The sequence below is a fragment of the Georgenia sunbinii genome, from assembly GCF_036421875.1.
Lineage (GTDB): Bacteria > Actinomycetota > Actinomycetes > Actinomycetales > Actinomycetaceae > Georgenia_B > Georgenia_B sunbinii.
On the sequence record NZ_JAZGOL010000005.1, the window covers coordinates 21489 to 46516 of the forward strand.

Here is a 25028-nt window from a genome sequence, read left to right on the forward strand (position 1 = left end):
CGGCCCCGAGTGGTCTCGGGCCGGGCCGGTCGGTCCCGCCGCGGGCGGCGGGGTCGTCCTCAGGCCTGCGTGCGCGGGAAGGCCGAGCGGCCGGCGTAGACACCGGCGTCGTCGAGCTCTTCCTCGATGCGGAGCAGCTGGTTGTACTTGGCGACCCGCTCGCCACGGACCGGCGCGCCGGTCTTGATCTGGCCGGCGTTCACGGCCACCGCGAGGTCGGCGATGGTGGTGTCCTCGGTCTCACCCGAGCGGTGCGAGACCATCGCGGTGAAGCCGCTGCGCTGCGCCAGCGAGACGGCGTCGAGGGTCTCGGTGAGCGTGCCGATCTGGTTGACCTTGACCAGCAGCGAGTTGGCCGAGCGCTCGGCCACGCCGCGGGCGAGGCGCTCGGGGTTGGTGACGAACAGGTCGTCGCCGACGATCTGCACCTTGTCACCGACGGCCTCGACGAGCGTGGCCCAGCTGGCCCACTCGTCCTCCGACAGCGGGTCCTCGATGGAGATCAGCGGGTAGTCCTCGACGAGCTTGGCGTAGTACGCGATCATCTCGTCCGGGCTCACCGCCCGACCCTCGAAGTTGTACGCGCCGTCGGCGAAGAACTCGGTGGCGGCGACGTCGAGTGCGAGCGCGATGTCCTTGCCCGGGGTGAAGCCGGCCTTCTCGATGGCCTCGAGGATGAGGTCGAGGGCGTCGCGGTTGCTCGGCAGGTTGGGGGCGAAGCCGCCCTCGTCGCCGAGGCCGGTGTTGAGGCCGCGCTCCTGGAGCACGCCCTTGAGCACGTGGGTGACCTCGGCCCCCCAGCGCAGCGCCTCCTTGAAGGTCGGGGCGCCGACCGGCGCGATCATGAACTCCTGGATGTCGACGTTGGAGTCCGCGTGGGAGCCACCGTTGAGGATGTTCATCATCGGCACCGGCAGCACGTGCGCGTTCGGGCCGCCGATGTAGCGGAAGAGGGACAGGCCGGCGCTCTCGGCGGCGGCGCGGGCGACGGCCAGCGAGACGCCGAGGATGGCGTTGGCGCCGAGCTTGCCCTTGTTCGGGGTGCCGTCCAGGTCGAGGAGGACCTGGTCGATGATGCGCTGCTCGCTGGCCTCGATGCCGAGGACCTCCGGAGCGATGGTGTCCACGACGGCGTCGACGGCGTCCTGGACGCCCTTGCCGAGGTAGCGGCCCTTGTCGCCATCACGGCGCTCGACGGCCTCGAACGCGCCGGTCGACGCGCCCGAGGGGACCTGGGCACGGGCGACGGTGCCGTCGTCGAGTGCGACCTCGACCTCCACGGTGGGGTTGCCGCGCGAGTCGAGAATCTCGCGGGCGCCTACGGCCTCGATGCTGGCCACAGAAGACTCCTTCAATTGACGGGTGAGCTTTCGGGTCCACGATAGTGCTCCGACGCCGAAGCGACACGGGACCTCCGGCAGGCGATATGACCGGGGCAACAGGACGTGGCGAGGGTCACGTCCGGCCCGTCGGTGAGGCCGCCGCGTGGACAATCCCGCTGTCGCGACCAGGGTGGGGGCCGGTGGGGCCGCCGCCGCGTGGACAATCCCGCTGTCGCGGCCAGGGTGGGAGCAGGGTGGGGGCCGGGCGGGGTCAGTCGACGGGCTGGAAGTCCTCGAGCTCGGGGGCGGGGGGCGCGGCGATCCAGTCGAACTGCGTCGGCACCACGGTGCCCCTCGGGTCGAACTCGCCGTAGCGGGAGCTCACCTCGACGTCGGCGGTGGCGATCCGCTCACCGATGGCGGCCTGCGCCTCGGCGCCGGCGGGGCTGGCCATGAGGGTCTGGTTGACGATCGCGATCCGCGCGACGTCGAGCACGCCACCGCTGTAGGGCTCCTCGAACAACGGTGTGCCGCTGGCAACGATCTGCTGGTCGAGCAGCGCGGCGGACTCCTCGTCGGAGGCTGCGACGCCGTACTCCTGCGCGACGTCGAAGATGATCGGCCCGACCACGAGCGTGCCGAGCATCGCGGTCGGCTCGACCGGCTGGCCGGTGATCGCGGCGAAGTCGGCGACGGCCTCGGCGAGCTGGCTCTCGGTGACCTCGTTCCCGTCGACGACGGCGGCCGCCCCCGGGTTTCCTGAGCACCCCGCGAGCGTGAGTCCTGCCACCAGCGTGGCTGCGGCCATGCCGCGGGTCAGCCTTCTCGAAGTCACCGTCTAACCTCCCTCGTGCCGACGGCACCGCACCGCCAGAGCATCCGGGCCATCGTACGGGAGAGACCGCGGCGCCGGTCCCTCAGCGCAGGTCGTGGTCGGTGGCGCCGCAGGTCTCGCAGAACAGGTCGCGGGTCCGCGCCCAGGCCTGCGCCTCGGCGCAGTAGACCTCGAGGCCGTCACGGTCGACGTCCGGGGCGTGCTCGGTGACGGGGCGCTCGGTGGTGAGGGTGCTCATGATGTCTCCTTCCGTCCCTTCCACTGTCACACCCGCCACTGACATCGCCGCCCGTGCCACGCCGGGGGCGACGAGCTCCCCACAGGGCTGTGGGCCGCACCTGTGGACACGCCCGGGGATCAGCCGGCTGCCGGCGAGGTCGCCACCCCGGCGGCCGCGGTCACCGAGCCGAGGAGCACGGCGTCGATGAGGTCGCCGACCCACACCAGCAGCGCGGCGTCGTGCAGCGGCTTGCCGGCGACCTTCGCCGTCATCGGGAACGGCACGAGCACGGTGCGGATCGCCGGCTTGAGCACGGTGCCCGGGTAGAGCCGCTTGAGCCGCAGCTGGGCGGACTCGGGCAGGTCGACCGGCGCGAACCGCATGTACTTGCCCTGCGCGGTGATGTCGGTGAGGCCGACCGCGCGGGCCCGGCTGCGCAGCGCGGCGACCGCGAACAGCCGCTCGACCGGCTCCGGCACCGCGCCGTAGCGGTCGGTGAGCTCGGCCCGCACCGAGTCGATCGCCTCGTCGCCGTCGGCCGCCGAGATCTTCGCGTAGGCCTCCAGCCGCAGCCGCTCGTGGCCGATGTACTCGTGCGGGATGTGCGCGTCGACCGGCAGCTCGATCTTGACGTCGGCCTTCTCGACCTCCTTCTCGCCGCGGAACTCCGCGACGGCGCCGGCCACCATCCGGATGTACAGGTCGAAGCCGACCCCGGCGATGTGCCCGGACTGCTCGCCGCCGAGCAGGTTCCCGGCGCCGCGGATCTCCAGGTCCTTCATCGCGACCTGGATGCCGGAGCCGAGCTCGGTGTGCGAGGCGATGGTCGCGAGCCGGTCGTGCGCCGTCTCGGTCAGCGGCTTCTCCGGCGGGTACAGGAAGTAGGAGTAGGCCCGCTCCCGGCCCCGCCCCACGCGGCCGCGCAGCTGGTGCAGCTGGGAGAGCCCGAAGGTGTCGGCCCGCTCGACGACGAGGGTGTTGGCGTTGGAGATGTCCAGCCCGGTCTCGATGATCGTCGTGCACACGAGGATGTCGAACTCCTTGTTCCAGAAGTCCTGGATGACGCGCTCGAGCTGGTGCTCACCCATCTGCCCGTGGGCGACGGCGATCCGCGCCTCGGGGACCAGCTCAGCGAGCCGCGAGGCGGTCTTCTGGATGGAGGACACCCGGTTATGGACGTAGAACACCTGCCCCTCGCGCAGCAGCTCGCGGCGCACCGCGGCAGCCACCTGCTTCTCCTCGTGCGGGCCGACGTAGGTGAGGATCGGGTGGCGCTCCTCCGGCGGCGTCGCGAGCGTGGACATCTCCCGGATGCCGGTGATCGCCATCTCCAGGGTCCGCGGGATGGGGGTGGCGCTCATCGCGAGCACGTCGACGTTGGTACGCAGCTGCTTGAGCGTCTCCTTGTGCTCGACGCCGAAGCGCTGCTCCTCGTCGATGACCACCAGGCCGAGGTCCTTGAAACGGATCTCGCCGGTGAGCAGGCGGTGGGTGCCGATGACGACGTCGACCTTGCCGCTGGTGAGACCGTCACGCACCTCGGTGGCCTCGGCATCGGTCTGGAACCGCGACAGCGAGCGGACCGTCACCGGGAAGCCTGCGTACCGCTCGGAGAAGGTGTCGTAGTGCTGCTGGACGAGGAGCGTGGTCGGCACGAGCACCGCGACCTGCTTGCCGTCCTGCACCGCCTTGAAGGCGGCGCGGACCGCGATCTCGGTCTTGCCGTAGCCGACGTCCCCGGAGAGCAGCCGGTCCATCGGCATCTGCTTCTCCATGTCGGCCTTGACCTCGTCGATCGTCACGACCTGGTCCGGCGTCTCGATGTGGGCGAAGGCGTCCTCGAGCTCGCGCTGCCAGGGCGTGTCCGGGGCGAAGGCGTGCCCCTTGGTCGCGGCCCGCGCGGCGTAGAGCCGGATGAGCTCGGCGGCGATCTCCCGGACGGCCTTCTTGGCCCGGCCCTTGGTCTTGGCCCAGTCCGAGCCGCCCATCCGGTTGACCGAGGGGGCCTCCCCGCCGGAGTACTTCGTCACCTGGTCGAGGGAGTCGGTCGGCACGTAGAGGCGGTCGCCCGCCTGGCCCCGCTTCGAGGCGGCGTACTCGATGACGAGGTACTCGCGGGTGGTCGCGTTCTTCGCGGTGCCGACGGTGCGCTGGACGAGCTCGATGAACTTGCCGACGCCGTGCTGCTCGTGGACGACGTAGTCGCCGGCGCGCAGCGCGAGCGGGTCGACGACACCGCGCCGCTTGGAAGGCATCCGCCGCATGTCACGGGTGGAGGTGCCCCCGCGGCCGGTGATGTCGGACTCCGTGACCACCGCGAGGCGCAGGTCGGGCGCGACGAAGCCGCGCGGCACCGAGGCGGTGGCGACGAGGACGACGGCGGCCGGCGGCTCGTCGAGGACGTCCTCCACCAGCCGGGCAGGGACGTCGGCCTCGGTCAGCTGCTCGACCATCCGGCGGGCCTGGCCCTGGCCCTGGGTGGTGATGAGCAGCCGCCAGCCGTCGCTGGTGAGCGCGCGCAGCTCGGCCAGCGCCCGGGTGACGTCACCGCGGTAGGGGTCGACGTCGCGGGCGGCGACGGCGCGGGCGGCGTCCTCGGTGGCGCTCCCGGCGCGGGCGACGCCGTCGGTGAGGGAGGATGCGGCGCCGTCGACGAGGGGGCTGGCGTCGCCTTCCGGGGAGGTCGGCAGCTCGGCGGAGAGGGTCGTCAGGCCCCACCAGCCGTGGCCCAGCTCACCGGCGAGCTCGTAGGTCTCCTCGAGGCCGGCGAAGGACGCCGAGCTGAGGTCGAGCGGGGTGGAGCCACCGGCGGCGGCGGAGGCCCACGCGGCGGCGAGGAACTCCTCGGTGGTGGCGACGAGGTCGTGCGCGCGGCGGCGGACCCGCTCCGGCTCGGAGAGCAGCACGAGGCTGCGGGCGGGCACGAGCGACAGCACCGGTTCCATCCGGTCGACGAGCGCGGGGGCGAGAGACTCCATCCCTTCCACGGCGATGCCCTCGGCCAGCTTCTCGAGCATCTCGGCGGCGGCGGGCAGCTGCGGGGCGAGCGCCCTGGCGCGGGCGCGCACCTCGTCGGTCAGCAGGATCTCGCGGGCGGGCGGCGCCCACAGGCCGTGGTCGGCCTTCTCCAGGCTGCGCTGGTCGGCGACGGCGAACCAGCGGATCTCCTCGACGGTGTCGCCCCAGAACTCCACCCGCATCGGGTGGCTCTCCGTCGGCGGGAAGACGTCGAGGATGCCACCGCGGACGGCGAACTGGCCGCGCTGCTCGACCATGTCGACCCGCGTGTAGGCGGCCCCCGCCAGCGCGGCGGCCACCTGCTCGAGGTCACGTTCGTCCCCGACGTCGAGCGCGACCGGCTCGAGCTCACCGAGGCCGGCGACCACCGGCTGCAGCAGTGCCCGCACCGGGACGACGAGCGCCCGGACCGCGCCGGTGCGGCCGGCGCCGGGGTGGGCGAGGCGGCGGAAGATGGCGATCCGCCGGGCCACCGTGTCGCTACGGGGCGAGAGCCGCTCGTGCGGCAGCGTCTCCCACGCCGGCAGCACCGCGACGTCGTCCTCCGGCAGGAACGCGCGCAGCGCCGCGGCAGCGTCGTCGGCCTCCCGGCCGGTCGCGGTGACGACGACGACCGGGCGCGGGGCGGCGGTTCCGGCCGCGGCGTCGGCGTCGCTCACCGCGTCGAGGATGGCGGCCACCAGCGGGGCGCGGGTGCCCAGCGGCATGCTCACCGTGCGTTCGCCGAGCTGAGGCGCAGCGGCGACGGCAGCGGCGAACGCGGGGTCGGTGAGCAGCGGGGCGACGAGTCCGGAGAGTCTCATGGGTCCTAGCCTGATGGGCAGCACGTAAGCCCCGGATCCGATGGATCCGGGGTGCCGGGTGAGTCTACGTCGCGCGGCTGACGGTGCGCGCTCCCGGGCGCCGCGCCGGTGGCGGCGACCGAAGACGGGACGCCGGGCGGCCGCTGCGGCACACTGGACTGATGGCCCGCTACATCGACCTGCACCCAGAGGACCCCCAGCCCCGCCGGCTCTCGCAGATTGCCGACACGCTGCGCGACGGCGGCCTCATCGCCTACCCGACCGACTCCGGGTACGCGCTCGGCGCCCGGATGGGCAGCAAGGAGGCGCTGGAACGGATCCGCTCGATCCGACGGCTCGACGCCAAGCACCACTTCACGCTCATGTGCGCGTCGCTGGCACAGGCCGGCAGCTTCGTCATCCTCAACAACTCGGGCTTCCGGCTGGTGAAGTCGCTGACTCCCGGTCCGTACACCTTCATCGTCAGCGCGACGAAGGAGGTGCCGCGGATGATGCTCCACCCGAAGAAGCTCACGGTGGGCGTACGCATCCCGGACCACCGGATCGCGCTGGCGATCCTCGCCGAGCTCGGCGAGCCGATGCTCACCTCCACCCTCATCCGGCCCGACGAGGAAGAGGCGATGTCCGAGGGCTGGGTGGTCAACGAGGAGCTCGGGCACGCCGTCGACGTCGTCGTCGAGGGGCCGGTGGCATCGGTCGAGCCGACCACCGTCGTCGACCTCACCGGCGGCGCCCCGGAGGTCCGCCGCGCCGGTGCCGGCGACACGTCGAGGTTCGAGTAGCGCTCAGCCCTCGGTGTGCAGCCGCAGCTGCGCACTCTCCAGGCCCTCGGTCACCACGTCGGTGACGGCGTCGGCGGCCTCCTCCAGGGTGACGAGGACCTCCGGCCGCTCGGTGGTGGCGAAGTCGCGCAGCACGTAGTCGGCGGCGTCCATCCGCCCGGGCGGGCGCCCGATGCCGACCCGCAGCCGCACGTAGTCGCGGGTGCCGAGCGCGCTCGAGATCGACCGCAGCCCGTTGTGCCCGCCCTCGCCACCGCCACGCTTGAGGCGGAGCCGGTGCGGGGGCAGGTCGAGCTCGTCGTGGACGACGAGGATCCGGTCCGGCTCGAGGTCGTAGAAGGCGGCCAGCGCATTCACCGGACCGCCCGAGAGGTTCATGTAGCCACCGGGCACCGCCAGCACCACCCGCGGGCCGGGGCGTCCGCCCGGCAGGGTGCCGAGGCGCACGTCCGCCGCGTGGGCACGGGCCTTGTGGCTGGTGAGCGCTGTGCCGGCGCGGCGCGCCAGCGTGTCGACGACCATCGCGCCGACGTTGTGCCGGTTGCCGGCGTACTTCGCACCCGGGTTACCGAGTCCGACGACGAGCCACGTGCCGCTGCTCATGCTGCCTCCTTCGGGGCGTGGGACGACGTCGCGCCCAGGCTGAGCACAGCCTGGGCNGCCCAGGCTGAGCACAGCCTGGGCGCGACGCGGGGACGTGCTGGAGATCAGGCGCCCGTGGGCTCCGAGCCACCCTCGGTGCCGGCCTCGGCGCCCGCCTCGGCGGCTGCCTCGTCGGCGGCGAGGTCGTCCGCGGTCGCCCGCGGCACGGAGATGATGACGACCTCGTGCTCCTCGTCGACCTCGATGACCGCACCCTCGGGGCGCGTGATGTCGGAGACGCGGACGATCGCGCCGTCCTCGAGGCCCTCGATGCTGACCTCGATGTGCTCGGGGATGTTGGTCGCCGGGACCGTGACGGTCAGGTACTGCAGCTCGAGCTGGTGGATGGTGCCCGGGCCGGACTCGCCGACGATGGTGATCGGCACGTCGACGGTGACCTTCTCGCCCTTGCGGACGATCACGAGGTCGAGGTGGACGATGTCGCGGCGGACCGGGTCGCGCTGGATGTCCTTGGCCAGCGCGAGCTGCTCCTCGCCCTCGATGTCGAGCGTGAGGAGCGCGTTGAGGTTGTCCTTCAGCGCGAGGAAAGTGTCGTGCCCGGGCAGCGCCAGGTGACGGGGGTCGGTGCCGTGGCCGTAGAGCACGGCGGGCACCTGGCTGGCGCGGCGGGTACGGCGCGCGGCGCCCTTGCCGAACTCGGTGCGGACGGTGGCGGTGAGCGTGGAGTTGTCGGCCACGGGGTTCTCCTCTGGGGCTTCGGGTCTGCGGCAGCGCCTGGCGCGAGCAGAGGCGCCGAGAAGCACCACCGCGTCGATCACGGAGCCGGGGTCACCGACTGCCCTCGCCGAGGCAACTGCCCCATGCTAGCCGAGGTCGGCGACCATCGCGAACGTCAGACCCGCTCCCAGGAGGCGACCGGCCCCGGCACCACCTCGAAGAGCGGGTGGACCGCGACCGAGGTCACCCCGAGCAGCTCGGCGTGACGGTCCGGGCTGCGGACGGCGAGCTTGGCCAGCAGGTGGCCCCACTCGTGGTCGACCTGCCCGCTGGTGACCGTCAGCCGCGGGACGGCGGCCGGTGCGTCGTCGAGCGGCACCGCCGCAGGTAGCACCACGCCGGCAGGCTCGATCACGGCCGGCTGGTCGATGCGGGTGGCGTCGAACCGGTAGCCGCGGGCGGTCGCCTCCTCGCGGAGCCCCACGAGGTAGGCACCGACGGTGGCGACCGGGTCGGGGCAGTCCCGGAGCCGCTGGAGCTGGCTGTGGCCCCGGTAGCCGCGGGTACGGCCGGCGAGCACCGCCTGGGCCAGCAGCGTCTCCCGCCAGCACGCGATCAGCCCCTGCCGGTCGAGGTAGTCCGGGCGCAGCGACCAGATCCTCATGATGCCTGTCTTTCCGGGCGCAGCCGGACCGCCCACCGCTGCCACGGCGGCAGCACCTCGCTGTTGACCGAGATGGTGCGGAACGCGCGGCGGAAGCGGCGGCGCAGCTGCGCCCCGCCGACGAGGCTGCGGGCGGACACGCCCACCCGCAGCGACCGGTCGAGCCGGATCGCGCACCGGGGCCCGAGCGCAAAAGCGAGGTCGAGGTCGTCGTGCAGCTCGGCGTCGTCGTCGTGGACGCCGTCGCGGACGTCGAGCCAGGCGCTGCGGCGCACCGCCATGCTCGACCCCCACAGCGCGTGGTGGCCCAGCGCCGCGTGGCACAGCAGGTAGTAGGCGCCGAGATAGACCGCGGCCACGGCTCCCCCGGTGCGTGGCAGCTCGTAGAAGCGGCCGACCCCGGTGACGGCATCCCAGCGGCAGTCGGCCATCACGGTCGTGATACGCCCGACCCAGTCGGCACCGGGCACCGAGTCGGCGTCGAGCCGGGCGATGACCTCGCCACCGGCGGCGTCGTAGCCCGCGGCGGCCGCCATCGGGATCCCGACCCTGGTCTCGGTCACCACCCGGGCCCCGTGCCTGCGGGCAACGGCTGCGGTCGCGTCGGTCGAGGCGTTGTCGACGACGACGACCTCCAGCGGCGCGACCGTCTGCCAGCCGAGCGCGGCAAGGCAGCGGTCCAGCGCCGCCGCGTCGTTCCGTGCCGGGATGACCACGCTGACCGTCAACCCCCCGCCCTCCACAACAGACCTCTCGCCGACAGCAGACTTGTCGCCGACAGCAGAGTTGTCCACGGCACCGGCGCTGTCCGTCATCGATCGGCCCCGCGGCGAGCCAGGACGACGCCGGCCACCGCCGCGCCGACGATCCCGGCGGCGAGGTCGCCGACGGTGTCGCCCGGCGCGATCTCGACGGTCGGGTCGACGTAGGAGTGGCCCCACCACTCGGCGATCTCCCAGACCACTGCGAGCGTGGTCCCGACGGCGGTCGTCGTCACGATGACACCCCACCACCCGGCCCTGCTGCGCGCCGAGCGCATCAGGCCGCCGCGGGCCATGAGGGTGCCGGCGGACGCGGCGAGCACCGCGATGACGGCAAGGTGCGCGGCGATATCCGCCCACCACACCCGCTCGTAGACCTGCAGCACGCTCGCCCAGGCGGCGGCGAGCAGGGCGCCGCCGGTGAGGGCCTGCAGGCCGGCCGGCACCGCGAGCACACGCAGCAGGGTGATCCCGCCGAGGACGAGCAGGAGCACCGCGACGGCGACCGGGTCGAGCAGCGGGCTGACGAGCACACTGACGACGGCGGCGCCCGCGACGACCTGCGCGGCCGCCCGCCGCCCGGTCGGGCCGTGGACCGCGAGCAGCCGCAGCGCGGCGCGGGCCGGCGCGGCGGGCCGGTCGGTGTCGCGCTGCTGCCCCATCAGCCCCGCCACGCGATCCAGATGAACAGCTGCGTGACGAGGAAGCCGGTGACGAGGTTGAGCCAGAGGAACCGGCGCCAACCGGCGTTGGCGCTCTCGCAGGCGGCGTCCGTCATCGAGCGGAACGGGGCGATGCTCACCAGGTAGGGCACCGCGAGCACGGCGGCGAGCATCACCGGCCAGCCGGCGGTGAGCAGCACGAGGCCGGCCGCGGCGTAGAGGACCATGGCCAGCCGCACCGTCCGGGCAGCGCCGAGCGCGGTGGCGATCGAGCCGATCCGGCCCTCCCGGTCCGCGACGACGTCCTGCACCGCGCCGAACGCCTGCGAGGCCACGCCCCAGAGGAAGAACGCGACCAGCGCGACGACGGCCGTCCCGGTGAGCTCGCCACCGGCGAGCGCCAGGCCGAACACCGCGGGACTGACGAAGTGGGTGCTCGAGGTCAGCGAGTCCAGGCCCGGCCGCTCCTTGAACCGCAGCCCAGGCGCGGAGTACGCGACCACCGCGAACACGCTCACCGCGAGCACCAGCGCCGAGGCGACGCTGCCCCACGCCAGCAGCACGAGGAGGAACGGGACGTTGCTCACCACCGCTGCCACGATCGTCAGCCGGTGCCAGCGCCGGTTGAGGACGACGCCCTCGATGCCGCCCTTGCGCGGGTTGCGCAGGTCGGACTCGTAGTCGAAGACGTCGTTGATCCCGTACATCAGCAGGTTGTACGGGATGAGGAAGTACAGCGCACCGACCACGAGCGGCAGGTCGACCCCGCCGCCGGTCATCAGGTAGGCAGCGGCGAACGGGTAGGCGGTGTTGATCCAGCTCACCGGGCGGGACGCGCCAACGAGCTGTCGAACTGCCCCGGGCACAGCGGTCACGCTCAACGCTGCTCCTCCTCGACCGACGACCGTCGTCCCAGGATCTCCCACAGCGCCGGCAGCAGCAGGCCCGCAGCGAGCGGCCAGGCGAGGTCCTCGACCGGCGCGAGCAGCAGCGTGACGCCGGCGAGCTGGGACTCGTCGTAGCGGAACAGGTCCGCCCAGATCATCACCGAGTCGAAGACCACGGTGAGCACCAGCAGCACGGCGAGGGTGAGCGCAGTCGTCAGCCACCACCGGCCACGGGCCCGGCGGGCGGCGACCACGCTGACGAGAGCACTGGGGAGCAGGAAGGCCAGCGCGAGGCCGAGGTAGCTCATCGGGCCTCCTCTCGCGGTGCTCGCGGACGGACGAGGACCCGGGCCAGCAGGGCGTGGAGGACGAGGGTGAGGTAGCAGAGGAAGGTGACGAAGACGAGCTCCTCGAGCGGCAGCTCGGGCGCCAGCATGATCCCGGTCATCGCCTCGCTCTCACCGCGGTGGTAGAAGCCGGCGGCGATCGCGGCGACGTCCCACAGCAGGAAGAACGCGACGCCGACGACGAGCACGATCAGCGCTCGCCTGACGTCGTGCCACAGCACCAGCGCGAAGCGTCGGTCGAGCAGCGCCATGCAGCCGGTCGCCCCGAGCAGCGCGGCGAGGTAGGCAAGCGCGATCATCGGGACCCCCCTCGCTCCGCGCGCAGCCGGTCGCACAGGATCTCGGCGCTGATGAGGCACATCGGTAGGCCGATCCCCGGGATGGTGCTCGCCCCGGCGTAGTAGAGGCCGGCCACCCGCCGGGCGGCGTTGCCGGCGCGGAAGAACGCGCTCTGCCGCAGCGTGTGCGCGGGGCCGAGCATGCTGCCCTGCCAGGCGCCCAGGTCCGCGGCGAAGTCGGCCGGGCCGACGGTGCGCCGGACCCGGATCCGGTCGCGCAGGTCTGGGACGTCCGCCCACCGCGCGAGCTGGTCGATCGCGGCGTCGGCGATCTCCTCCACCGCCGGCGAGCCGGCGCCGTCGACGCCGCCGCGACCGAGCCCGACGTCCGCCGGGACGGGCACCAGGATGAAGACGTTCTCGTCGTCGTCGGGCGCCACCGTGGGGTCGGTGCGTGACGGCGTGCAGACGTACGCCGAGGCCGGCCGAGGGACGCGGCCGGTGCGGATGTCGCGGAAGCTGGTGTCCCAGTCCCGGGTGAAGAACAGCGAGTGGTGGGCCAGCTGCGGCAGCCGGCCGGTGACGCCGAGGTAGACCAGCACCCCTGCCGGCCCGGGGTCGCTGCGCCGCCACCAGCGCTCGGAGTGGTCGCGCAGCCCGGCCGGCAGCAGCTGGTGCTCGATGTGGTGGAGGTCGGTCGCCCCGACGACGACGTCCGCCCGCAACAGCTGCTCGTGCCCGCCGGCGTCGCGGTACCGCACCCCGGTGGCGCGGGCCCGCCGGCGGCCGCGGCCGGCGACCGGCTCGGTGACGATCGCGGTGGCGGTGGCACCGGTGCGCAGCGTGGCGCCGGCCTGCCGGGCGAGGTCGGCGATCGCCTCGATCAGCCGGGCGAAGCCGCCGGCCGGGTAGCGCACGCCGCCGGTGAGGTCGAGGGAGCTCATCAGGTGGTACATGCTCGGCGTGCGTTCCGGCGAGGAACCGAGGAACACCGCGGGATAGCCGAGGACCTGGCGCAACCGGTGGTCGGAGAAGCGCGCGGCGACGTGCGACCGCAGCGAGCGCAGCAGCAGCGGCAGCAGCTGGTGGGCCCGGCGGGCGACCGCCGGGGTGGCCAGCTCCCGCACCGAGGTGAAACTGGTGTACAGAAAGTGCTCGAGCGCCATGTCGTACGTGTCGCTGGCGCTCTCCAGGTACGCCTCGAGCCGCTTTCCGGCGCCGGGCTCGACCCGCTCGAAGGTGGCGATGTTCGCCGCGGTGCTCGCCAGCACGTCGAGCGGCTCGGCGTCGCCCTCGAAGAACACCCGGTAGGCGGGGTCGAGGGTGCTCAGCTCGAGCGCCTCGTCCGCCGAGCTGCCGAGCAGCCGGAAGAAGCGGTCGAAGACCTCGGGCATGAGGTACCACGAGGGCCCGGTGTCGAACCGGAAGCCGTCGGCGTGCCAGCTGCCGGCGCGTCCGCCGAGCGCCGGCCCGCGCTCGAGCAGCTCGACGTCGTAGCCGTCCTGGGCGAGCAGTGCGGCGCTGGCGAGCCCCGCGATGCCGCCGCCGACGACCACGGCGGTGGGTGGCCGGGTCATCGGCGCCCGCCGGAGAGCGTGGCACGCAGCACGAGCCGCGCCTTGACAGTGTCGGGCACCCGCACCCGGGAGCTGCGGATCTCGGCCGCAGGGGTGCTCCGTAGCCGTCGGGACAGCTCGGCGAACAGCAGATGGGCCGCGCGCACCGCCCGGCGGGCACCGGCCGGCAGCTCGAGCAGCGCCTGCTCGGCGGCGGCGAGGTCGGCGTCGATGTCGTCGAGCAGGAGGTCGCGGTGGCTGTCGCCGAAGGTGGCAGGGTCGAGGCCGGAGAAGTATGTCCTGCCCAGGGCGTCGCGGTCCTCGGCGAGGTCGCGGAGGAAGTTGACCTTCTGGAAGGCCGCGCCGAGCCGAGCGGCCCCGGGGGCCAGCCGGGCGTAGGTGTCCTCGTCCCGGCGGAGGAACACCCGCAGGCACATCAGCCCGACGACCTCCGCGGAACCGTGGACGTACTCCGCGAGGCTGGTCTCGTCGTGGTCGGTGACCGACAGGTCGGCCCGCATCGAGGCGAAGAAGGGCGCGATGAGCTCGGCGGTGATCCCGTGCTCCCGTGCGGTGCCGGCGAAGGCGTGGACAACCAGGTTGGCGCTGCGCCCGGTACGCGCGGCGCGGTGGGTCTCCGCCTCGAGCGCATCGAGCATCTCGGCACGGTCGGCGACCGGCCAGGACGGGTCGAGATCGTCGACGATCTCGTCGGCGAGCCGGACGAGGGCGTAGATGTTGCGCACGTGCGCCCGGTCGGGCTCCGGCAGCAGCCGGCAGGCCCACCCGAAAGAGGTGGAGTAGGAGCCGATGACGACGGCGGAGCTGGCGGCGGCCACGGCGTCGTAGCGGGAGACGGGCGAGCGCCGGTCGAGGCTCACCTCGCGCCCTCCCGGCAGGCGACCACGGCGTGCACCCAGTCCTCGAGCAGCGGGGCGATCGCCAGGTGGGCGACCGCGTTGCGGGCGGAGGCGGCCATCTCCTGCACGAGGTCCGCGACGAACGCGCGCGCCCCGCACAGCTCGAGGAGGTCGCGCACCCGGGCGACGTCCTCCTCGTCGACGGTGCCGGCGTGCAGGTACGGGCTGATCGCCGGCCAGGCCGCGGTGGTGCGGGCGTAGCTGATCAACGGCGTGGTCTTGCCGCCACGGAGGTCGGACAACGTGCTCTTGCCGGTCGTCGTCTGGTCGCCGAACATGCCGTCGAGGTCGTCGCCGAGCTGGTAGGCGACGCCGATGAGCCGGGCGAAGTTGCCGAGCGCGGCCTCCTCCGCCGGTTCGGTGCCGGCGAGCACGGCGGCGAGCCGCAGCGGCAGCTCGAAGGAGTAGACGGCTGTCTTCTGCTGCTCCATGGCGATGGTCTCGGCGATGTCGTCACCCCCGACGATGCTCAGCCGGACGTCGGTGAGCTCACCGGCAGCCGTCCGGTGGATCGCGTCGTCGAGGACGTCGAGGAGCCGGCGGACGACCGGCGCCGGTGCCCCGCACAGCGCGACGGTACGCACCGCCCCGGCGAGCGCCAGGTCCCCAGCGAGGATCGCCGCAGTGTCCCCGTAGTGCGCCGCCCGGTCCTCAGCGGTCCCCCACCCGCGGGCGTCGGCAGCGAAGGTGCCCGACACGTTAGGGCGGCCGCGGCGCACGGTGTCGCCGTCGATGACGTCGTCGTGGACGACGAGCGCGGTGTGGAGCAGCTCGAGGGCGGCGGCTACCTCGGCGGCGACGTCGGTGTCCCGGCCGCCCAGCGCGAGGTACACGCTGTGGAACAGCGCCGGGCGGAACCGCTTGCCCCCGGCCGTCGACTCCTGCAGCACCGTCCACAGCCGCCGGTGGTCGGCGCTGGAGATCTGCCGGTCGCCGGCGGCGAAGAAGCGGGCGAGCGCGGCCTCGGTGCGCTCGAGCCCGGCCTCGCGAACGTCACGCAGCATGGGCCGGGACGCTCGGACGGGCGCGCCCACGTCGCTGATCGACTCCATCAGGTCGCGCCTCGGGTGCCGCGGAACCGGTAGACCATGGTGGCCACCGCGACGATCGCGGCGGCGATGCCGGCGGCGACAGCGGTGGTGGTGGAGATCAGGTCGCCGCTGGTGCGGGCGACGGCGATCCAGGACAGTCCCCACACCAGCGTCGCGGCCGGGGCCAGCCGGCCCCGCCCGGCGCGCGCGAGCGCCACCCCGAGGACCGCGACGACGGCGAGCACCGCGGCCGCCCACCACGCGGGCCGACCGCCGCCGGTGACGCCGCTGCCGGCGAGCGCGGCCGCGAGGTTGGCGCAGGTGGCCACCGACACCCAGCCGAGGTAGAGGCCCAGCGTGCCGTCCGCGACGACCGTCTCGACCCGGCTGCGGGGCGGGCGGGCGAGCAGCCGACGGAAGATCGTCGCGAGCACCGCGAGGAGCACGACGATGACGGCGACGCTCCCCCACACCTGGCCGGCCTGGACCACCAGGATCCAGCCGGCGTTGAGGAGCAGCGAGGCGACGACGAGCCAGCCGATGCGGCGGTGGTCGGCCGGGTCCCACCACTGCCACAGGGTGTAGGCGCCCAGCCCGATGTAGATGACGGTCCACACCGAGAAGGCGCCGGAGCCGGGGGCGAGGTGGGTGGCGTCGGCGGCGAGCAGCCCGTCGGCGGCCTCGGCGATGGGGGTGCCGCCGAAGACACCGACCCCGACCATCGAGCCGAGCACGCAGCCGACGAAGCTGATCGTCACCGCGAGGCGTCGCACGAGGGACGCCCGTCGATCCGTCGTCATTTGCTGTGCCTGCCGCTCTTCCCGTCGTCGGGTATCCGCGTCTGCCAGGGCCACCACACCCGTCTGCCGATGTCGTAGACCATCCCAGGCACCAGCAGGCTCCGCACGACGAAGGTGTCGAGGAGGACACCGACGGCGACGATGAAGGCGAGCTGTGCGAGGAACAGCAGCGGGATGACGACGAGCGCGCCGAAGGTCGCGGCGAGCACCAGCCCCGCCGAGGTGATGACCCCGCCGGTGACCGCGAGGCCACGCAGCACCCCCGACCTGGTGCCGTGGCGCAGGGACTCCTCCCGCACCCGGGTCATCAGGAAGATCGAGTAGTCGATGCTCAGCGCGACGAGGAACACGAAGCCGAACAGCGGCACGGTCGCGTCGGCGCCCGGGAAGCCGAGGACGTGGTTGAAGAAGATCGCCGACAGCCCCATGGTCGCCGCGAAGGACAGCACGTTGACCGCGAGGATGACCAGCGGCGCGACGATCGCCCGCAGCAGCAGGACGAGCATAAGGAAGATGACGACGAGGACGACCGGCACGATGGTCAGCAGGTCGGCGCGGGCGGTCTCCTGGGTGTCGAGCCGCTGCGCCGCGGCGCCCCCGACCAGCGCTTCACTGTCCGCGGCGTGCACGGCGTCACGCACCTCGGCGGCGGTGACGGTGGCCTGCTGGCTCTCGCTGGGGTCGCTCGTCGTGGCCTCGATCTGGACCAGGCCGTCGACGACGACCGGCTGCCCGGACTCCTGGTCGGCGGTGATCTGCCCGTCGAGGATCCCGTCCACCTCGAGCACGGCGTCGAGGACGGCGTCGGCCTCACCCTCCGCGGTGATGACGACGATGGGCTGGACCTGGCCGGCGTCGAAGTGCTCGACCAGGACCTCTTCGCCGGCGACGGACTCGACGTCGCCGAGGAACACCTCGGTCTCGCCGGTGCCGTCCGCCTGCAGCGTGGGCAGGAACGCCGCGAGCCCGACGAGGACGACCGCCACGGTCACCCACACCGCGCGCGGCCGGCGGCCGACGAGGCCGGCGACCCGGCCCCACAACCCGGTGGTGACGGGATCCGAGCCGGCGGCCGCCTCGGGGGCGTGGTCCGGCCGGCGCGGCCAGAAGAGCACCCGGGAGCGCCGCCCGGCGACGAGCAGCAGCGCCGGCAGGAGCGTCAGCGCGGCGAGCACCGCCGAGGCGATCCCGATGGCACCGACCGGGCCGAGGCTGGCGTTGGAGCCGAGGTCGGAGAGCAGCAGGCAGAGCAGGCCGACGATGACGGTGCCGGCGCTGGCGAGGATCGGCTCGACCGAGGCGCGCCACGCAGCCCGCATCGCGTCGACCGGCTCGGCGTGGCGGGTGAGCTCCTCGCGGTAGCGCGCGACGAGCAGCAGCGAGTAGTCGGTCGCGGCGCCGATGACGAGGATCGACAAGATCCCCTGGCTCTGCCCGTTGAGCAGCAGCGTGCCGTTGCCGGCGAGCGGCTTGACCACGAGGGCGGCCGCGCAGAGCGCGAACACCGAGGTCAGCAGCACGGTGAAGGGCAGGATCGGCGAGCGGTAGACGAGGACGAGGATGACGAGGACGACGACGAGCGCGACCAGCAGCAGCACGCCGTCGATGCCCGCGAACGCGTTGACGAGGTCGGCGACGAAGCCGGCCGGGCCGGTCACCCAGCCGGTGAGCTCGGCGCCGGGCAGCGTGTTGGCGCTGAGGGTGCGCAGCTCGTCGACGACGGCGTTGACGGTGCGCTCGCCGGTGTCGCCGAGTGGCTCGTTGGCGAGCTCGGCATCGACCGGCACCGGGAGCATGAGTGCCGCGCCGTCCTCTGCGGGCACGACGACGACCGGGCCGGCGAGGACGTCGCCGATAACCTGACCGCCGGGCAGCGGGTGCTGCGGGATCTGGGCAGCCAGCTCCTCGGCGGCACCGATCTGCTCGGGGCTCACCTCGCCGCCGCCGGCCGGCTCGAGGACGATGAGCGCCGGCAGCGACTGGCTGTCGGTGAACCCAGCGGCGAGCTCGTCGGCGCGGGTGGACTCCGCGCTCGACGGCAGGAACGCGGCCGGGTCGTTCTCCTGCACCTCGGAGAGCGATCCCTGCGCCATCCCGCCGAAAGCGGCCACCCCCAGCCACGCCGCCAGCACGGCGAGCAGCAGCAGCGCCCGCCCGATCGCCCCACCGCGCGACGCGCCGGTAGGCTGGCTGCGACGTTCGGAACCCGACTTGATACTAAGCACGTTGAGGAATATGCCTGCTCTCGCCCAACCTCGCAACTCCGGCCGCCTCGCGGCCGGTATGGCGCCGACCACACCGCAACCGTGACGGTAGCCGGCAGCACCGATGCCGAGGGCGACGGCGAGGAGGGCGCGACGCGACCGACGATCGCGTACCCGTCACCGGAGAAGTGGCCGACCGGCCGGCTGCTCTCGGCGGCCGCCCGCCGGGTCGAGCGCGCCTGGGACGCCTACCTGCTGTCCTGGGACCTCAGCCACGCCTCGGTCCCGGTGCTCGTCGTGCTCGCCCGCGGCCCGCTGTCGCAGCGTCAGGTCGCCGCGCAGATGCACGTGACCGAGCAGGCGGTCGGCCGGGTGGTGCGCAACCTCGAGCGCAGCGGCCACGTGACCCGCCAGCGGCACCCGGCGGACCGTCGTCGTCAGGTGGTCGCGCTCACCCCGAGCGGCCGGCAGTCGCTGACGACGCTCGACGACGCGCACGCGGTGGAGTCGCTCATCGGGGACTCGCTCTCCCCGGCACAGATCGACCAGCTGCGCGGGCTGCTCATCGAGCTGGTCACCGCGATGCCGCTGACCGACGAGCGCGACACGGTCTAGCGCCCCCCGCCTGCCGCCGGGCGGGTGCAGCGCGCACCGGCCGCCCGGCTGAGCCGGGCGGCCGGTGACTGACTAGGAGTCGCCGTCGAACAGGCTGGTGACCGAGCCGTCCTCGAACACCGCGCGGATCGCCCGCGCCAGCAGCGGCGCGATGGGCAGCACGGTGAGCTTGGGGAACATCTTGCTGGCTTCGATCGGCAGCGTGTCGGTGATGACCACCTCACGCGCACCGCACTCGCTCAGCCGCCGGGGCGCCGGGTCGGACAGCACTCCGTGCGTCGCGACGACGATGACGTCGAGCGCGCCCGCGCCCAGCAGCACCTTGACGGCCTCGGCGATCGTGCCACCGGTGTCGATGAGGTCGTCGACGAGCACGCAGGTGCGACCCTCGACCTCGCCGACCACCCGGTTGGCTACCGACTGGTTGGGCCGCGTGACATCGCGCGTCTTGTGCACGAACGCCAGCGGGCTGCCGCCGAGCTTGGCCGCCCACTTCTCCGCCACGCGGATGCGACCGGCGTCGGGCGAGACGACCGTGACGTTGGTGGTGTCCACCCGGGAGCGGACGTAGTCGGTGAGGATCGGCATCGCCCACAGGTGGTCGACCGGCCCGTCGAAGAAGCCCTGGGTCTGCGCGGCGTGCAGGTCGATCGACATCAGCCGGTCGGCGCCGGCGGTCTTGTACATGTCGGCCACCAGGCGCGCGGAGATCGGCTCGCGGCCGCGGTGCTTCTTGTCCTGCCGGGCGTAGGGGTAGAACGGTGCCACCACGGTGATCCGCTTGGCCGACGCCCGCTTGAGCGCGTCAACCATGATCAGCTGCTCCATCAACCACTGGTTGATGGGGGCGGTGTGCGACTGCAGGACGAACACGTCCGAGCCGCGCACGCTCTCCTCGAAGCGGACGTAGATCTCGCCGTTGGCGAAGTCGTAGGCCGTCGTCGGGACGAGGTCGATACCCAGTTCGCGGCCGACGTCGTCGGCCAACGACTGGTGGGCGCGTCCAGAGACGACGACGAGCCGCTTCTCGCCGCGTGTGGTGATGCCTGTCATCGGTCGGTGCCGCTCCCGGTCTGCTCGGTCGTGTTGCCGTCACGGGGAACGGCCTGCCCATGGTTGCCGCGGGCGAGCTCCGCCCGAGCCTGCGGGGAGAGCTCGCGGCCCGCGTCGGCGTCCAGCGCCGCCTGCGCTGCGTCGGCCGCCGGGGTGCCGGCGCGTCGGCGCAGCACCCAGCCCTCGATGTTGCGCTGGTTGACGGTGTTGATCGCCAGCGCGCCGGCGGGCACGTCGTGGCGCACCACCGTGCCGGCGCCGGTGTAGGCGCCGTCGCCGACGGTCACCGGCGCGACGAACATGTTGTCCGAGCCGGTGCGTGCGTTGGAGCCGATCCTGGTGCGGTGCTTGGCCACGCCGTCGTAGTTGACGAACACCGAGGCGGCACCGATGTTGGTGCCCTCACCGATCTCCGCGTCCCCGACGTAGCTCAGGTGCGGCACCTTGGAGCCCGCGCCGATCCGCGCCTCCTTGGTCTCCACGAAGGTGCCGATCTTGCCGGCGTCGCCGAGCACCGTGCCCGGCCGCAGGTAGGCGAACGGGCCGACGTTCGCGCCGGCCCCGATCTCCGCGGCGGTGGCGTGGCTGCGCACCACCTGCGCCCCGGCGCCGACGACGACGTCGCGCAGCGTGGTGTCGGGCCCGATCTCGGCGCCGTCACCGACGGTCGTCGTGCCGTGGAGCTGGCTGCCCGGCAGGATCGTCACGTCCTGCGACAGCGTGACGTCGACGTCGATCCAGGTCGTGGCGGGGTCGACAACGGTGACGCCCTCGCGCATCCAGTCCTCGACGATCCGGCGGTTGAGCTCCGCGCCGATCGCGGCGAGCTGGGCGCGGTCGTTGACGCCCTCGACCAGCCACGGGTCGTCGGCGACGACGGCGCGCACCCGCTTGCCGTCCTCGTGGGCGAGCGCGACGACGTCGGTGAGATACACCTCACCCTGGTCGTTCTGCGTCCCCACCCGGCCGAGCGCGTCGCGCAGGACCTCGGCGTCGAAGACGTAGACGGAGGCGTTGATCTCGTCGATCTCGCGCTGCTCCTCGGTGGCGTCGCGGTGCTCGACGACGGCGGTGACCCCGCCGTCCTCGCCGCGCACGACCCGGCCGTAGCCGGAGGGGTCGGCGAGGCGGGTGCTCAGCAGCGTGATGGCGTTGCCGTCGGCCTCGTGGGCGGCGAGCAGCTCGCCCAGCGTGCCGGCGTCGAGCAGCGGGACGTCGCCGGCGGTGACGACGACCGGACCGCTGATCCGGTCGGTGCCGCCGCCGTGGGCGCGACCGGCCTCCTCCTTGGCGTCGAGCACGCCGAGGGCGCACTGGACCGCCCGGCCGGTGCCCGGGACCTGGTCCTGGTCGACGACGACGACGCCGGGCACGAGCTCGGTCGCGTGCGCGGCCACGGTCTCGCGCTCGTGACGGACGACGACGGCGAGGCGGCGGGGCCGCAGCTCCTGGCCGGCGGCGAGCGCGAAGCCGAGCAGGCTACGACCACCGATGGCGTGCAGGACCTTGGGGGTGCGGGACTTCATCCTCGTGCCCTCGCCCGCGGCGAGGACGATGACGGCGGCTGGCTGAGCGCTCACTCGGGACGGCTCCCTCGTCGGGTTCCAGCCCGGGACGGACCCGGACTCGTGCCTTCCTACTCTAGCCCGGGCGGCAAGGCCGGCACCCACCCGCCGGCTCCGCCCCCAGGATTCGAACCCGGACCTCAAGGCACCAAAGGCCTGTGTGCTGCCGTTACACCAGGGCGGACCGCGCCGGCCGCGCCGACGCAGCGACCAGTCTGCCAGGCGCACCGGCCATGACTCACCTCTGCCGCCCGGGGGCCGGTCGCGGGCGCAGGGCATGATGGTGCGGTGTCCACCACCCGTTCGCGCCCCTCTCGCCCCCGGATGACCGCCGGTCAGCGCCGGGAGCAGCTCCTTGACGTCAGCCGGGCACTGTTCGCCGAGAAGGGTTTCGAGGGGACGAGCGTCGAAGAGGTCGCCGCCCGGGCAAAGGTCTCCAAGCCGGTGGTCTACGAGCACTTCGGCGGCAAGGAGGGGATGTACGCCGTCATCGTCGACCGCGAGCTGCACCAGCTGCTCGGGGTGCTGAGCGAGTCACTCAAGACCGGCGGCCACCCGAAGAAGATCGTCGAGCGCACGGCGCTCGCACTGCTGGAGTACATCGACTCCAACACCGACGGCTTCCGGATCCTCGTCCGCGACTCTCCGGTGGCACAGGCGACCGGTACGTTCTCCTCGCTCATCGGCGACGTCGCCACCCAGGTGGAGCACATGCTCGCCGACCAGTTCCGCCGTCGGCGGCTGTCACCCGACACCGCGCCGATGTACGCGCAGATGCTCGTCGGGATGATCGCGCTCACCGGCCAGTGGTGGCTCGAGGCCCGCAGCCCGGACCGGGAGCAGGTCGCCGCGCACCTGGTCAACCTCGCCTGGAACGGCCTGCGCGGCCTGGAGCCCACCCCGCACCTCACCGCCGAGCGACCGGCTGCTGCTACCACGCCGACGACGCCGCCCGCGCCGACGACCGACGCGTGACGGCCGCGGGCCGCGACTCACCGCGGCCCCGATGGCGGGGCGCGGCGGTCGACAGATACTGTCGTGACGCCCACCATCCCTGAGCGACGACTCCGACCACCGGGAGCTCTTCACCGATGCCACGTCTCGAGTTCGAGCACATCACCAAGTCCTACGGTTCGTTGCGGGCCTTGAACGACCTCACCTTTGCTGTCGACAGCGGGGAGATCTTCGGCTTCGTCGGGTCCAACGGTGCCGGCAAGACGACCGCGATGCGTATCGCGCTCGGTGTGCTGGCCGCCGACTCCGGCGAGGTCCGGTGGCGTGACCGCCCGCTCGACCTTCAGATGCGTCGCCGCGTCGGCTACATGCCCGAGGAGCGTGGCCTGTACCCGCGGATGAAGGTCGGCGACCAGCTGGTCTACCTCGCCAAGCTGCACGGCCTGGGCACCGCCGACGCCACCACCGCGATGGAGCAGTGGACCGAGCGGCTCGGTGTGGCGAGCCGGCGCGGCGACGACGTCGAGAAGCTCTCGCTGGGCAACCAGCAGCGCGTCCAGCTGGCGTCCGCGCTCGTCCACGGCCCGGAGATCCTCGTCCTCGACGAGCCCTTCTCCGGGCTGGACCCGGTCGCGGTGGACGTCATGAGCTCCGTGCTGCAGGAGCGTGCCGCCGACGGCGTGCCGGTGATCTTCTCCTCCCACCAGCTCGAGCTGGTCGAGCGGCTCTGCGACCGGGTCGGCATCATCCGCTCCGGCACCATGGTGGCGGTGGGGACCCAGGACGAGCTGCGGGCAACCTCCAACCTCCGGTGGCGAGCCGTCGTCGACGGCTCCGCCGCGGGCTGGGCGCAGCAGGTGCCCGGTGCCACGGTGCAGCGCGACGATGGCCGTGAGGTCGTCGTGGAGCTGCAGGGCAAGGAGGTCGGCGTCGAGCAGCCGTTCCTCGAGGCCGCGATGCGCGCCGGCCTGGTGCGCGAGTTCGCCGCCGTCCGCCCGAGCCTGTCCGACCTCTTCCGCGATGTCGTCAGCACCACGGACACCGAGACCGAGGAACCCACCGAGGAGACCGCTGGGCGCCGGGGCCATCGAGGTCTGGGCCGCCGACGGAAGGACGCCGCGTGAGCAACGACCAGCAGCCAGACCAGCGCCGTACCGGCACCATGCGGGCGATCGGCCTCGTCGCCCGGCGCGAGGTGAAGGTGCGCTTCCTGGCGAAGTCCAACCTCATCTCGCTGGCGATCATGCTCGTCGTGCTCGTCGCGGGTGTCTTCGTGCTCGACTACTTCGTCAGCCGCGACGAGGCCGACACCGGCGCCGACTACACGGTGGCCGTCGATGCCGGCGTCGCCGACCTCGAGCCGCACCTCACCGCCGCCGCGGCCGCGATGGGCACCAGCATCGACCTCGAGACCATGGATCGCGCCGCGGCCGAGACGGCTCTCGAGGACGACCTCGACGGCTTCCTCGCCGGCTCCGCGGACCGCCCTGAGCTGCTGGTGCAGAGCACCCCCGACGAGCAGCTCGTCGCGCTCGTCACCACCGCCACCCAGGAGCACGTCCTCACCGTGCAGGTGACCGAGCTCGGCGGCGACCCCGCCGAGGTCCAGCAGGCGCTCGCCCAGGCGGTGCCGCAGGTCTCCTCGCTCGCCGTGGACGAGGACGACGACCAGTTCGGCCCCCAGTACCTCATCGCCATCGTGGCGATCTCGCTGCTGCTGTTCGCGCTCATCGGCACCGGCTCGCTCATCGCCATGGGCGTCGTGGAGGAGAAGTCCTCCCGGGTCGTGGAGATCCTCCTCGCGACCATCCGGCCATCGGAGCTGCTCGCCGGCAAGATCCTCGGGATCGGCGTCGTCGGCCTCGCGCAGGTCCTGCTCCTCGGGGGTGGCACGTTCGCCGCGATGGCGGCCACCGGGGTGATGTCCGGGGTGGAGGTCGACCTCGGCCTGGCGCTGCTCATGCTGATCGTCTGGTTCCTGCTCGGCTTCGCGGTCTACTCGCTGCTCTTCGGCGGGTTCGCCGCGCTCATCTCCCGGCAGGAGGAGATCGGCGCGGTCACCACCCCGCTGATGTTCCTCATGTTCGTGCCGTTCTACCTGTCGATGTTCCTCATCACCAGCAACCCGGACGGCACCGCCGTCAAGGTGCTCTCGCAGGTGCCGTTCTTCGCCCCGTTCATGATGCCGATGCGCAGCGTGTACGGAGCGGTGGCGGCCTGGGAGATCGGGCTCGCCGTCGTCATCGCACTGGCGATCATCCCGCTGCTGGTGTGGATCGCCGGCCGGATCTACAAGCGCGGCGTCCTCCACACCGGCGGCCGCATGAAGCTCACCGAAGCCCTGCGAGGCTGACCCGGGCGTGGGGGGGGGGGGGGGGGGGGGGGGGGGGGGGGGGGGGGGGGGGGGGGGGGGGGNCACCGGCGGCCGCAT

At 72.9% G+C, this 25028-nt stretch carries 24 protein-coding genes and 1 tRNA gene; 5 read left to right on the forward strand and 20 right to left on the reverse strand.

Features of this window, described 5'->3' with window-relative positions; translation table 11 throughout:
• Positions 1-59 precede the first annotated feature (59 nt).
• From eno to mfd, 4 genes are all read right to left on the reverse strand, one after another.
• Positions 60-1340: a phosphopyruvate hydratase gene (eno, locus tag V2J52_RS12825; RefSeq protein ID WP_331228119.1), complete on the reverse strand. Its 1281-nt coding sequence runs from the start codon at positions 1338-1340 to the stop codon at positions 60-62.
• A gap of 253 nt (positions 1341-1593) precedes the next feature.
• Positions 1594-2157 carry a hypothetical protein gene (locus V2J52_RS12830; protein ID WP_331228120.1) on the reverse strand — a complete coding sequence of 188 codons (564 nt, stop codon included), beginning with the start codon at positions 2155-2157 and terminating at the stop codon, positions 1594-1596.
• 82 nt (positions 2158-2239) lie between these two features.
• Positions 2240-2395 carry a hypothetical protein gene (locus tag V2J52_RS12835; protein ID WP_331228121.1) on the reverse strand — a complete coding sequence of 52 codons (156 nt, stop codon included), beginning with the start codon at positions 2393-2395 and terminating at the stop codon, positions 2240-2242.
• Positions 2396-2514: 119 nt separating this feature from the next.
• Positions 2515-6198 (reverse strand): transcription-repair coupling factor, encoded by a 3684-nt coding sequence (gene mfd / locus V2J52_RS12840; protein ID WP_331228122.1) that lies wholly within the window; start codon positions 6196-6198, stop codon positions 2515-2517.
• Between the two features lie 161 nt (positions 6199-6359).
• On the opposite strand from mfd, the gene V2J52_RS12845 reads away from it, so the two are divergent.
• A complete protein-coding gene (locus tag V2J52_RS12845) occupies positions 6360-6980 on the forward strand; it encodes an L-threonylcarbamoyladenylate synthase (RefSeq protein ID WP_331228123.1) in 621 nt (206 codons plus the stop codon).
• A 3-nt stretch (positions 6981-6983) separates the two neighbouring features.
• Here V2J52_RS12845 and pth read toward each other — a convergent pair whose 3' ends face one another.
• The 13 genes from pth to V2J52_RS12910 form a co-directional block, all read right to left on the reverse strand.
• A complete protein-coding gene (gene pth / locus V2J52_RS12850) occupies positions 6984-7583 on the reverse strand; it encodes an aminoacyl-tRNA hydrolase (RefSeq protein WP_331228124.1) in 600 nt (199 codons plus the stop codon).
• Between the two features lie 104 nt (positions 7584-7687).
• On the reverse strand, positions 7688-8320 hold the full coding sequence (locus tag V2J52_RS12855; RefSeq protein WP_331228125.1) for a 50S ribosomal protein L25/general stress protein Ctc: 633 nt from the start codon (positions 8318-8320) through the stop codon (positions 7688-7690).
• 155 nt (positions 8321-8475) lie between these two features.
• Positions 8476-8964, reverse strand: a complete 489-nt coding sequence (locus V2J52_RS12860) for a pyrimidine dimer DNA glycosylase/endonuclease V (RefSeq protein ID WP_331228126.1) — start codon at positions 8962-8964, stop codon at positions 8476-8478.
• Entirely contained in the window at positions 8961-9779 is an 819-nt protein-coding gene (locus tag V2J52_RS12865; RefSeq protein WP_331228127.1) for a glycosyltransferase family 2 protein, read from the reverse strand. Before V2J52_RS12865 ends, V2J52_RS12860 begins: the two co-directional genes overlap by 4 nt.
• The gene (locus tag V2J52_RS12870; RefSeq protein WP_331228128.1) at positions 9776-10387 is read right to left on the reverse strand and encodes a DUF2238 domain-containing protein; all 612 of its coding nucleotides are present in this window, start codon (positions 10385-10387) and stop codon (positions 9776-9778) included. The genes V2J52_RS12865 and V2J52_RS12870 overlap by 4 nt, the downstream gene beginning before the upstream one ends.
• Positions 10387-11268, reverse strand: coding sequence for a prenyltransferase (locus V2J52_RS12875; protein ID WP_331228129.1), 882 nt, complete (start codon positions 11266-11268; stop codon positions 10387-10389). Before V2J52_RS12875 ends, V2J52_RS12870 begins: the two co-directional genes overlap by 1 nt.
• Positions 11265-11582 (reverse strand): lycopene cyclase domain-containing protein, encoded by a 318-nt coding sequence (locus V2J52_RS12880; RefSeq protein WP_331228130.1) that lies wholly within the window; start codon positions 11580-11582, stop codon positions 11265-11267. Before V2J52_RS12880 ends, V2J52_RS12875 begins: the two co-directional genes overlap by 4 nt.
• Positions 11579-11920, reverse strand: a complete 342-nt coding sequence (locus V2J52_RS12885) for a lycopene cyclase domain-containing protein (RefSeq protein ID WP_331228131.1) — start codon at positions 11918-11920, stop codon at positions 11579-11581. Before V2J52_RS12885 ends, V2J52_RS12880 begins: the two co-directional genes overlap by 4 nt.
• Entirely contained in the window at positions 11917-13476 is a 1560-nt protein-coding gene (crtI, locus tag V2J52_RS12890; protein ID WP_331228132.1) for a phytoene desaturase family protein, read from the reverse strand. Before crtI ends, V2J52_RS12885 begins: the two co-directional genes overlap by 4 nt.
• The gene (locus V2J52_RS12895) at positions 13473-14336 is read right to left on the reverse strand and encodes a phytoene/squalene synthase family protein (RefSeq protein WP_331228133.1); all 864 of its coding nucleotides are present in this window, start codon (positions 14334-14336) and stop codon (positions 13473-13475) included. The genes crtI and V2J52_RS12895 overlap by 4 nt, the downstream gene beginning before the upstream one ends.
• Positions 14333-15379, reverse strand: a complete 1047-nt coding sequence (locus V2J52_RS12900) for a polyprenyl synthetase family protein (protein WP_331228134.1) — start codon at positions 15377-15379, stop codon at positions 14333-14335. Before V2J52_RS12900 ends, V2J52_RS12895 begins: the two co-directional genes overlap by 4 nt.
• A gap of 47 nt (positions 15380-15426) precedes the next feature.
• Positions 15427-16206, reverse strand: a complete 780-nt coding sequence (locus tag V2J52_RS12905; RefSeq protein WP_331228135.1) for a TspO-related membrane protein — start codon at positions 16204-16206, stop codon at positions 15427-15429.
• The gene (locus V2J52_RS12910; RefSeq protein WP_331228136.1) at positions 16203-18431 is read right to left on the reverse strand and encodes an MMPL family transporter; all 2229 of its coding nucleotides are present in this window, start codon (positions 18429-18431) and stop codon (positions 16203-16205) included. The genes V2J52_RS12905 and V2J52_RS12910 overlap by 4 nt, the downstream gene beginning before the upstream one ends.
• 81 nt (positions 18432-18512) lie before the next feature.
• On the opposite strand from V2J52_RS12910, the gene V2J52_RS12915 reads away from it, so the two are divergent.
• Positions 18513-19025, forward strand: coding sequence for a MarR family winged helix-turn-helix transcriptional regulator (locus V2J52_RS12915; protein WP_331228137.1), 513 nt, complete (start codon positions 18513-18515; stop codon positions 19023-19025).
• 72 nt (positions 19026-19097) lie between these two features.
• On the opposite strand, the gene V2J52_RS12920 is transcribed toward V2J52_RS12915, so the two are convergent.
• From V2J52_RS12920 to V2J52_RS12930, 3 genes are all read right to left on the reverse strand, one after another.
• Complete coding sequence (locus tag V2J52_RS12920) at positions 19098-20078, reverse strand: ribose-phosphate diphosphokinase (RefSeq protein WP_331228138.1); 981 nt, start codon at positions 20076-20078, stop codon at positions 19098-19100.
• Complete coding sequence (glmU, locus tag V2J52_RS12925) at positions 20075-21604, reverse strand: bifunctional UDP-N-acetylglucosamine diphosphorylase/glucosamine-1-phosphate N-acetyltransferase GlmU (RefSeq protein ID WP_331228361.1); 1530 nt, start codon at positions 21602-21604, stop codon at positions 20075-20077. The genes V2J52_RS12920 and glmU overlap by 4 nt, the downstream gene beginning before the upstream one ends.
• 151 nt (positions 21605-21755) lie before the next feature.
• Positions 21756-21827, reverse strand: a tRNA-Gln gene (locus V2J52_RS12930).
• Between the two features lie 140 nt (positions 21828-21967).
• Here V2J52_RS12930 and V2J52_RS12935 point away from each other — a divergent pair.
• From V2J52_RS12935 to V2J52_RS12945, 3 genes are all read left to right on the forward strand, one after another.
• Entirely contained in the window at positions 21968-22618 is a 651-nt protein-coding gene (locus V2J52_RS12935) for a TetR/AcrR family transcriptional regulator (RefSeq protein ID WP_331228362.1), read from the forward strand.
• Between the two features lie 116 nt (positions 22619-22734).
• A complete protein-coding gene (locus V2J52_RS12940; protein WP_331228139.1) occupies positions 22735-23721 on the forward strand; it encodes an ABC transporter ATP-binding protein in 987 nt (328 codons plus the stop codon).
• Positions 23718-24950, forward strand: a complete 1233-nt coding sequence (locus tag V2J52_RS12945; RefSeq protein WP_331228140.1) for an ABC transporter permease — start codon at positions 23718-23720, stop codon at positions 24948-24950. Before V2J52_RS12940 ends, V2J52_RS12945 begins: the two co-directional genes overlap by 4 nt.
• Positions 24951-25028 lie beyond the last annotated feature (78 nt).

What these genes read in the sequence shown, in the direction of transcription:
- V2J52_RS12835 (WP_331228121.1), bottom strand. Translation starts at nt 2,395, where the DNA reads ATGAGCACCCTCACCACCGAGCGCCCCGTCACCGAGCACGCCCCGGAC.
- mfd (WP_331228122.1), bottom strand. Translation starts at nt 6,198, where the DNA reads ATGAGACTCTCCGGACTCGTCGCCCCGCTGCTCACCGACCCCGCGTTC.
- V2J52_RS12845 (WP_331228123.1), top strand. Translation starts at nt 6,360, where the DNA reads ATGGCCCGCTACATCGACCTGCACCCAGAGGACCCCCAGCCCCGCCGG.
- pth (WP_331228124.1), bottom strand. Translation starts at nt 7,583, where the DNA reads ATGAGCAGCGGCACGTGGCTCGTCGTCGGACTCGGTAACCCGGGTGCG.
- V2J52_RS12860 (WP_331228126.1), bottom strand. Translation starts at nt 8,964, where the DNA reads ATGAGGATCTGGTCGCTGCGCCCGGACTACCTCGACCGGCAGGGGCTG.
- V2J52_RS12865 (WP_331228127.1), bottom strand. Translation starts at nt 9,779, where the DNA reads ATGACGGACAGCGCCGGTGCCGTGGACAACTCTGCTGTCGGCGACAAG.
- V2J52_RS12870 (WP_331228128.1), bottom strand. Translation starts at nt 10,387, where the DNA reads ATGGGGCAGCAGCGCGACACCGACCGGCCCGCCGCGCCGGCCCGCGCC.
- V2J52_RS12880 (WP_331228130.1), bottom strand. Translation starts at nt 11,582, where the DNA reads ATGAGCTACCTCGGCCTCGCGCTGGCCTTCCTGCTCCCCAGTGCTCTC.
- V2J52_RS12885 (WP_331228131.1), bottom strand. Translation starts at nt 11,920, where the DNA reads ATGATCGCGCTTGCCTACCTCGCCGCGCTGCTCGGGGCGACCGGCTGC.
- crtI (WP_331228132.1), bottom strand. Translation starts at nt 13,476, where the DNA reads ATGACCCGGCCACCCACCGCCGTGGTCGTCGGCGGCGGCATCGCGGGG.
- V2J52_RS12900 (WP_331228134.1), bottom strand. Translation starts at nt 15,379, where the DNA reads ATGCTGCGTGACGTTCGCGAGGCCGGGCTCGAGCGCACCGAGGCCGCG.
- V2J52_RS12905 (WP_331228135.1), bottom strand. Translation starts at nt 16,206, where the DNA reads ATGACGACGGATCGACGGGCGTCCCTCGTGCGACGCCTCGCGGTGACG.
- V2J52_RS12920 (WP_331228138.1), bottom strand. Translation starts at nt 20,078, where the DNA reads ATGACAGGCATCACCACACGCGGCGAGAAGCGGCTCGTCGTCGTCTCT.
- glmU (WP_331228361.1), bottom strand. Translation starts at nt 21,604, where the DNA reads ATGAAGTCCCGCACCCCCAAGGTCCTGCACGCCATCGGTGGTCGTAGC.
- V2J52_RS12935 (WP_331228362.1), top strand. Translation starts at nt 21,968, where the DNA reads ATGACCGCCGGTCAGCGCCGGGAGCAGCTCCTTGACGTCAGCCGGGCA.
- V2J52_RS12940 (WP_331228139.1), top strand. Translation starts at nt 22,735, where the DNA reads ATGCCACGTCTCGAGTTCGAGCACATCACCAAGTCCTACGGTTCGTTG.